Source organism: Actinomadura sp. KC216 (assembly GCF_004348535.1).
Taxonomy (GTDB): domain Bacteria; phylum Actinomycetota; class Actinomycetes; order Streptosporangiales; family Streptosporangiaceae; genus Spirillospora.
Genome location: NZ_SMJX01000084.1, coordinates 20,732 through 28,543, shown reverse-complemented (window position 1 = coordinate 28,543; position 7,812 = coordinate 20,732). Strand labels below are relative to the sequence as shown.

At 74.4% G+C, this 7,812-nt stretch carries 5 protein-coding genes; 2 read left to right on the top strand and 3 right to left on the bottom strand.

Annotated elements, in window-relative coordinates:
• Positions 1–1,355 (bottom strand): serine/threonine-protein kinase (locus tag E1264_RS16900; RefSeq protein WP_165964210.1); only part of this gene is annotated, 1,355 nt, incomplete at its 3' end.
• 208 nt (positions 1,356–1,563) lie between these two features.
• Here E1264_RS16900 and E1264_RS16895 point away from each other — a divergent pair.
• Both E1264_RS16895 and E1264_RS16890 read left to right on the top strand, forming a co-directional pair.
• Positions 1,564–3,657, top strand: a complete 2,094-nt coding sequence (locus tag E1264_RS16895; protein ID WP_132174506.1) for a prolyl oligopeptidase family serine peptidase — start codon at positions 1,564–1,566, stop codon at positions 3,655–3,657.
• Between the two features lie 23 nt (positions 3,658–3,680).
• The gene (locus E1264_RS16890; RefSeq protein ID WP_132174504.1) at positions 3,681–4,073 is read left to right on the top strand and encodes a nitroreductase family deazaflavin-dependent oxidoreductase; all 393 of its coding nucleotides are present in this window, start codon (positions 3,681–3,683) and stop codon (positions 4,071–4,073) included.
• An 11-nt stretch (positions 4,074–4,084) separates the two neighbouring features.
• On the opposite strand, the gene E1264_RS16885 is transcribed toward E1264_RS16890, so the two are convergent.
• Positions 4,085–5,815, bottom strand: a complete 1,731-nt coding sequence (locus tag E1264_RS16885) for an ABC transporter ATP-binding protein (protein ID WP_132174502.1) — start codon at positions 5,813–5,815, stop codon at positions 4,085–4,087.
• Entirely contained in the window at positions 5,812–7,518 is a 1,707-nt protein-coding gene (locus E1264_RS16880; protein ID WP_132174500.1) for an ABC transporter ATP-binding protein, read from the bottom strand. Before E1264_RS16880 ends, E1264_RS16885 begins: the two co-directional genes overlap by 4 nt.
• Positions 7,519–7,812 lie beyond the last annotated feature (294 nt).

The window sequence follows — 7,812 nt, the reverse complement described above, 5'->3', positions numbered from 1 at the left end:
GTCGCCGGCGTGGTCGGCGTGTCGTCGTCGGTCGGCGTGGACGTCGGCGTGTCGTCGTCCGTCGGGGTGGACGTCGGCGTGTCGGTGTCCGGCGGGGGCGTGTTCTCGCGCGTCCGGGTGCGGGTCGGCGTCGGCTCGGTCTCCTCCTCGGTCGTCGGCGCCTCCGAGACGGACCCGGAGTCGGTGACCGACGGCGAGACGGGCGAGGACGGGTCGTTCCCGCCGCGGGTCGCCGCGTACACGCCCACGACCATCGCCAGGACGAGGATCGCGGCGACGGCCGCGACGATCGGCCACTTCGACTTGCGCTCCGGCTCCCAGTCGTCGTGCCGCGGGCGGCGGGCGCCCGGCGGCGGACCGGCCCCGTACGGGGAGCGCGCGGGCGGCAGGTTCCCGGTGTAGTCGGCCGGGGACACGCGGCGGGTCGCGCCGCCGGAACGTCCGGCGGCCGCCATCCCGGCGCCGGCGATGCCGCCCGCGGCGAGCGTGGAGCCCTCCGCGAGCATCGTGGTGGCCTGCGCGGGGTCGTCCATGCGGGTCTGCCCGCCGCCGCCGGGGCCGGAGCCGATCAGCGCCATCATCAGCTGCTGCGCGGTCGGCCGCCGCTCGGGCTCCTTGGCCAGGCACGACGCGATCATCCGGTGCAGGTCGGGGGGGACGCCGTCCAGCATCGGCGGCTCGTGCATCACCCGGTTGATCACGGCGACGACGGTGTCGTCGCCGAACGGGGGCCGCCCGGTCGCGGCGAACACGATCGTCGTCGCCCACGCCCACACGTCCACGGCCTCGGTGAGGGTGGCGCCCGCGACCTGCTCGGGCGCCATGTAGGACGGCGTGCCGATCGCCTTGGTCGCGTTGGTCTGGTCGGTGTCGAACGCCCGCGCGATACCGAAGTCGATCACCCGCGGGCCGTCCGGCGCCATGATCACGTTGTGCGGCTTGAAGTCGCGGTGGACGATCCCGGCCTGGTGGATCGCGACCAGCGCGGTCGCGGTGCCGATCGCGAGCCGCTCCAGCGTCGCCCCGGAGATCGGGCCGCTCTCGGTGACCTGCTTGAACAGCGAGGGCCCCGGCACGTACTCGCTGGCGATGTAGGGCTGGTCGCCCGCGACGTCGGCCTCCAGGACCTGCGCGGTGCAGAACCGCGCCACCTGCTTGGCGGCCTGCGCCTCCCGGACGAACCGGTTGCGCGCCATCGTGTCGGCGGCGAGGTCGGCGCGCAGGAGCTTAATGGCGGCCTTGTTCCCGGAGGCGTCGACGCCCGCGTAGACGACACCCTGGCCGCCCTCGCCGAGCCGTTCGACGATCTCGTACGAGCCAAGCCGCCGGGGATCTCCCGGCTGCAGCTCCGGCATTGACCACTCCTCAGAGCGCGACGACAAATGTGCTTGGGGAAGCTTTGAGCTTACGCGAGCCCGGTACCGGGCACGTGACATTCCCGGCTCGCCAGGCGACGACCCGTGATCATAGGGCAGGACGCCGCGGCGCGCCGCCGTTCCCGCTGCTCGTTTCCACCCGGCCGCCCTGCGGGGGGCCGTACTCCGGCTGGCAGACTCGGTTGTCATGAGCATCAGCTATCCGCGGCAGAGCGCCCGCACGCGAAGGTTCAGCCTCGGCGTCCCGCGCGCCTTCCAGATCGCGCCCGACGAGTCCCGTGTCGCGTTCCTGCGCACCAGGGCGGGCGACGACCCGGTGACCTGCCTGTGGACGCTGGACACCGCCACCGGCGAGGAGCGCTGCGTCGCCGACCCGGCGGCGCTCGACGTCCCGGGCGAGGAGAACCTGCCGGCCGAGGAGCGCGCCAGGCGCGAGCGCGCCCGGGAGCAGGCGGGCGGGATCGTCGGCTACGCCACCGACCGGGCCATGCGGCAGGCCGCCTTCACCCTGGGCGGACGGCTCTACGTCGCCGACCTCGACACCTCGATCGTGCGGGAGCTGCCCGCGCAGGAGCCCGTCTTCGACCCGCGCCCCGACCCGGCCGGGCGCCGGATCGCGTACGTGTCGGGCCGGACGCTGCGCGTCATCGAGATGGACGGCACCGGCGACCGGGCGCTCGTCCAGCCCGAGACCGAGCAGGTCTCCTACGGCGTCGCGGAGTTCGTCGCGGCGGAGGAGATGGACCGGATGCGGGGCCACTGGTGGTCCCCCGACGGCGCGACGCTGCTGGCCGCCCGCGTCGACGAGACGCCCGTGCTGCGCTGGCACATCGCCGACCCCGCGAACCCGGAGGCGCCGCCCGCCGAGATCGCCTACCCGGCGGCGGGCACCCCGAACGCGCTGGTGGGCCTGGTGCTGTTCAAGATCGACGGCGGTCGCGCGGACGCCAGGACCGCGGTGGCGTGGGACCGGGGCACGTTCCCCTACGTCGTCACCGCCGCGTGGGACCGGCACGGCCTGCTGATCGTCGTCCAGCCGCGCGACCAGCGGTCCCAGCGGGTGCTGAGCGTCGACCCGGCGTCCGGCGAGACGACCCTCCTGCACACCGAGTCCGACGCGGACTGGACCGACATCGTCCCCGGGCTGCCGGCCCGGACCGCCGACGGCGACCTGGTCTGGGTCACCGAGGACCGCGCGGCCGGCACCCGGCGGATCACCGTCGCCGGGGAGCCCGTCACGCCCGGCGGCCTCCAGGTCCGGTCGGTGCTCGGCGTGGACGGGCGCTCCATCCTGTTCACCGCGTCGGAGGAGCCCACCGAGATCCACCTCTACACCTGGAACGACGGCGAGGTCGCCCGGCACACCGAGGGCCGGGGCGTCTTCGGCGGGACGGCGTCCGGCGAGATCACGGTCGTCTCGGGCGCGCGGCTGGACCGTCCCGGCACGGAGGTCGAGGTGCGGACGCCGTCCGGCACCCACCCCGTCGTGTCGCTCGCGGAGACGCCGGTGATCACGCCTCGGGTGGAGCTGCTGCGCTCGGGCGACCGCGAGATCCGCACCGCCGTGCTGCTGCCCACGGGGTGGAAGCCCGGCGACGGGCGGCTGCCCGTCCTCATGGACCCCTACGGCGGGCCGCACGCGCAGCGCGTCCTCGCCGTCCAGCGCATGTACTGCGAGGCGCAGTGGCTCGCCGACCAGGGCTTCGCCGTCGTGATCGCCGACGGCCGCGGCACCCCGGGACGCGGCCCGGAGTGGGACCGCGCCGTCCACGGCGACTTCGCCGGACCCGTCCTGGACGACCAGATCACCGCGCTGATCGAGGCCGCGCGCCGCAACCCCGACGCGCTCGACCTCGACCGCGTCGGGATCCGCGGCTGGTCCTTCGGCGGCTGGCTCGCCGCCCTCGCCGTGCTCCGCCGCCCGGACGTGTTCCACGCCGGTGTCGCGGGCGCGCCGGTCACCGACTGGCGCCTGTACGACACCCACTACACCGAGCGCTACCTGGGCCACCCCGACGAGGAGCCGGAGAACTACGCCGCGAACTCCCTCATCGAGTCGGCCCCCGAGCTGAAGCGCCCGCTCATGATCATCCACGGCCTGGCGGACGACAACGTCGTCGCGGCCCACACCCTGCGCCTCTCGTCGGCCCTCCTCGCGGCGGGCCGCCCGCACACCATCCTTCCTCTGTCAGGCGTCACGCACATGGCCTCGCAGGAGGTCGTCGCCGAGAACCTGATGCACCTCCAGGTCGACTTCCTCAAATCGGCCCTCACGAAATGAGGCCGCTCCCCGAGAGGTGATCCATGCCGATTCCGAAGTTCGTCGCCCGCGTCAACCGGGTGGCGACCAACCGGGTGACCGGGCTGTTCGCGGGACGCGCGCCGGGATGGGGGATCGTCCTGCACAAGGGCCGCCGGACGGGCCGCGCGCACCGGACGCCGATCAACATCTTCCGCGAGCCCGGCGGCTACGTCGCCGCGCTCACCTACGGGCCGGACGCCGACTGGGTGAGGAACACCGTCGCGGCCGGCGGGTGCGACCTCGAAACGCGCGGCGAGCGGGTGCGCCTCACCGATCCGCGGATCGTCCACGACCCGGCGCGGAAGGGCGTCCCGGCGGCCGTCCGGCCGATCCTCGGGCTCATCGGGGTGAACGACTTCCTGCACCTGTCAGCGGAGGAGCCCCGCAAGGACTGAGGAACCCGCGGCTACGCGCTGTGCCATGAGCGCCAGAGGGCGGCGTAGGAGCCGTTGGCGGCTATCAGGTCGTCGTGGGTGCCCAGTTCGGTGATGCGGCCGTCCTCCACGACGGCGACGCGGTCGGCGTCGTGCGCGGTGTGGAGGCGGTGCGCGATCGCCACGACGGTCCGGCCGTCGAGGACGGCGGCGAGCGAGCGCTCCAGGCGGCGGGCCGCGCGGGGGTCGAGGAGCGAGGTCGCCTCGTCCAGGACGAGCGTGTGCGGGTCCGCCAGGACGAGCCGGGCCAGCGCGAGCTGCTGCGCCTGCGCGGGCGACAGCGTCTCGCCGCCGGAGCCGACGACGGTGTCGAGGCCGGGGCCGTCCCACTCGACGGCGGCGAGGACCCGCTCGATGTCGGCGTCGGACGCCCCCGGACGGGCCATCACGAGGTTCTCGCGGAGCGTGCCGCGGAACACGTGGTGCTCCTGCGTGACCAGGGAGACGTGGCCGCGCAGATCGTCCAGCGGCAGCTCGACCAGCGGCACGCCTCCGCCGTTCTCGCCGACGGTGACCGTCCCTGAGCGCGGGCCGTCCACCCCGGCGAGGAGGCGGCCGAGCGTCGACTTGCCCGCGCCGCTCGGCCCGACCATCGCGAGCCGCTCGCCGGGTCTCAGGTCGAGATCGACGCCGTGCAGGACGTCCTGGCCCGGACGGTAGGCGTAGCGGACGTCGCGGGCCGTGAGCCGCTCCCCCTCCGGGCTGCGGCCGTTCGGCGTCCGGTCCGGCGGGACGTTCCCGACGCCGAGGAGGCGGGCCAGGGACGCGCCGCCGAGCTGCAGCTCGTCCAGCCAGGACAGCAGCGTGTCCACGGGCTGGATGAGCTGCTGCGCGTAGAGGGTCGCCGCCGTCACCTGCGCGAGCGACGCCATGTCGTGGATGTAGAGGTAGCCGCCGACGAGCAGGGTCGTCACGACGGGCAGGACGAAACCGAACTCGGCCACCGGGAACAGCACCATGCGCAGCCGCAGCGTGTACCGCTCCGCCTTGTAGGAGCGGGCGATGTCGGCGTCGCCGCGGGCGTGGCGGCGGCCGGCGAGGCCGAGCGCCTCGACGGTGCGGGCGCCCTGGACGGTCTCGGTCAGCCCGTCCGCGATCTGCGACCACGCCTCGTTCTCGCGCAGGTAGCCGCCGTGCGCGCGGGGCAGGTACCAGCGCATCACCGCCCACAGCATCGGGACGGCGACCAGCGCGGGCAGCGCGACGAGCGGGCCGTTCAGCAGCAACGCGCCGACCGTGAACCCGCCGACGACAATCGCGACGAGCGTCTCCGGCATGGCGTACCGGACGGACGTCCCGAGCGTGTCGACGTCCCGGGACGCGCGGGTGACCAGGTCGCCGGTGCCCGCCCGCTCGACCCGCGACAGCGGCAGCGCCAGGACGCGGTCGACGAACTCCTCCCGCAGCTCCGCCAGCACGCGCTCGCCCAGCTTCGCGGACGCGAGGTAGGCGTACCTGGTCAGCACGGCCTGCACCATCACGAAGCCGGCGATGGCGAGGCCGGTGGTGTCGATGTCGGCGCGGCCGTCGCGGACGTCCTCGACGAGCGCGCCGAGCAGGCGCGGCGCGACCAGGCCCGTCACGGCGGCGAACGCGTGCAGGGCCAGCACGGCGGCGAGGTCGCGCGGATGCCGCACGACGAGCCGCCGCGCGTACGCGCGCACCTGCGCGGGCGTCGCGACCGGCAGTATCTCCGCGCTCACCGTCCTGCCCTTTCCGCTTGTTCCGTTGCTTCTCCTCTGGTGACGGTGGCCGCGTAGCGCGGTTCGGTCTCCAGCAGGTCGCGGTGCGTTCCTTCCGCGACGACGTGGCCGCCTTGGACGAAGGCCACGTGGTCGGCCCGGTCCAGCATCAGCGGGCTCGTCGTGCAGACCACGGTGGTGCGTCCCGCGCGCGCTGGGCGGAGCCTGTCGGCGATGCGCGCCTCGGTATGCGCGTCCACGGCACTGGTCGGCTCGACCAGGACGAGGACGTCCGGGTCGGCGGCGAGTGCCCGTGCCAGGCGAAGGCGCTGCTGCTGGCCGCCCGAGAACTCCCGACCGGCCTCCGCCACGTAGGCGTCCAGGCCGGAGGACGCGACGATGTCCTCGGCGCACGCGGAACGGATCGCGGCGCGCAGCGCGGCCTCGTCTCCGTCCGGCGCCAGCGACTCGGCCAGGGACCCGGCGAAGAGGCGGTCCTCGTTCACCGCCACCAGGATCCGCTTCCTGAGGTCCGCCACGCCGTGCAGCGGGACGCCGCCGAAGTCGACCTCGCCGGGCGCGTACCGGCCGAGCCGGTCGGCGATCGCCTGCGCGTCGCGCGGGTCGGCCGCCGCGATCGCGGTGACCCGGCCCGGCCGCACGACCAGCCCGGACGCGATGTCGACGAGCTCGGAGCCCGCCGCCGGACGGGCCGTCCCCGCGTCCGGCAGCTCGGGGTCGATGGACAGCAGCGCGGTGACCCGGCCCGCCGCCACCAGCCCCTTGGTGATCTTGCCCGCGGCCTCGCCGAGCGTCTTCAGCGGGACGATCAGGAACACGGCGTACCCGTAGAACGCGACCAGCTCGCCGACGCCGATCGTCCCGCTGACGGCGAACCGGGCGCCGACCCACGTCACCAGCGCGATCAGCAGCCCGGGGAGCAGCACCTCGGCGCCGCTCAGCCGGGTCTCGGCCCGCGCGGCCGCCACGCCCGCCGCCCGCACCCGCTGCGACTCGGCGCGGTAGCGGCGGGAGAACAGCGCCTCGCCGCCGATCCCGCGCAGCACCCGCAGGCCCGCGACCAGGTCGGTCGCGTGCGTGCTCAGCTCGCCGACGAGCTCACGGTGCGCCAGCTCCCGGTCCCGGTAAGGGCGCAGCAGCGGCGCCGCGATCGCGAGGATCAGCGGGACGCCGACCAGCACGATCAGCCCGAGCGGCGGCGACGTCGACAGCAGGATGCCCGCCACGGCGACGATCGCGACGACGGCGCCCGAGCCCCGGGACACGATGTCCAGGGCGTCGCCGATGTGCGACACGTCCGACAGCCCGATGCTGACGACCTCGCCCGCGCTCAGCCGCTTCGGCAGCGTCCCGCCGAGCCGGGTCGACTGGCGGGTGACGAGCTGGACCGTCCGGTACGCGGCCGACAGCCAGTTGAACACCGCGAACCGGTGCCGGACGGCGCCGGACACCGCCGCCACGACGCCGAGGCCGAGCAGGGCGCCGCCCCACAGCAGCAGGGCATGCTCGTCCCGCGCCACGACGCCGTCGCCGATGGCGCGGCCGATCGCGGCGGGCATGAGGGCCTGGCTGAGCATCCACGTGACGCCGAGGAGCGCGCCCGCGGTGCAGCTGCGCCATTGGACGCGCAGCAGCCACAGCAGGTAACGCGCGGGGGATCGGTGGTCAGGGCTGCCAGGATCTTTCTCCGGCAACGGCTTCACGGACGAAGGTTATGCAGCCGATCGGCCGAAGTTCGACTGGTTTTTCAGCAGCACCGATCCGGTTCCGGTCTGTCCGTAAACACCCCGGCGGAAGCTCCCCGGGGGTGCACGGGGAGGTCGGGACACGCTAAAGTCGATGCGACGGAGCGCCCCCCTCCTACCGCTCCATGAGCCGGGACCCCGGCGGCTAGGCCAATGCCGCTCCCCCGGCGCGGCCCCGTTCCGCTCCCCCTGCGGCCGCAGGAATAAAGCGGAACGCCCAAGCCGTTGCCAGTGCCGTCGCAGCCCGACTTT

Excerpts from the sequence above, each read along its gene's own strand:
- E1264_RS16895 (WP_132174506.1), top strand. The coding sequence starts at position 1,564 with ATGAGCATCAGCTATCCGCGGCAGAGCGCCCGCACGCGAAGGTTCAGC.
- E1264_RS16890 (WP_132174504.1), top strand. The coding sequence starts at position 3,681 with ATGCCGATTCCGAAGTTCGTCGCCCGCGTCAACCGGGTGGCGACCAAC.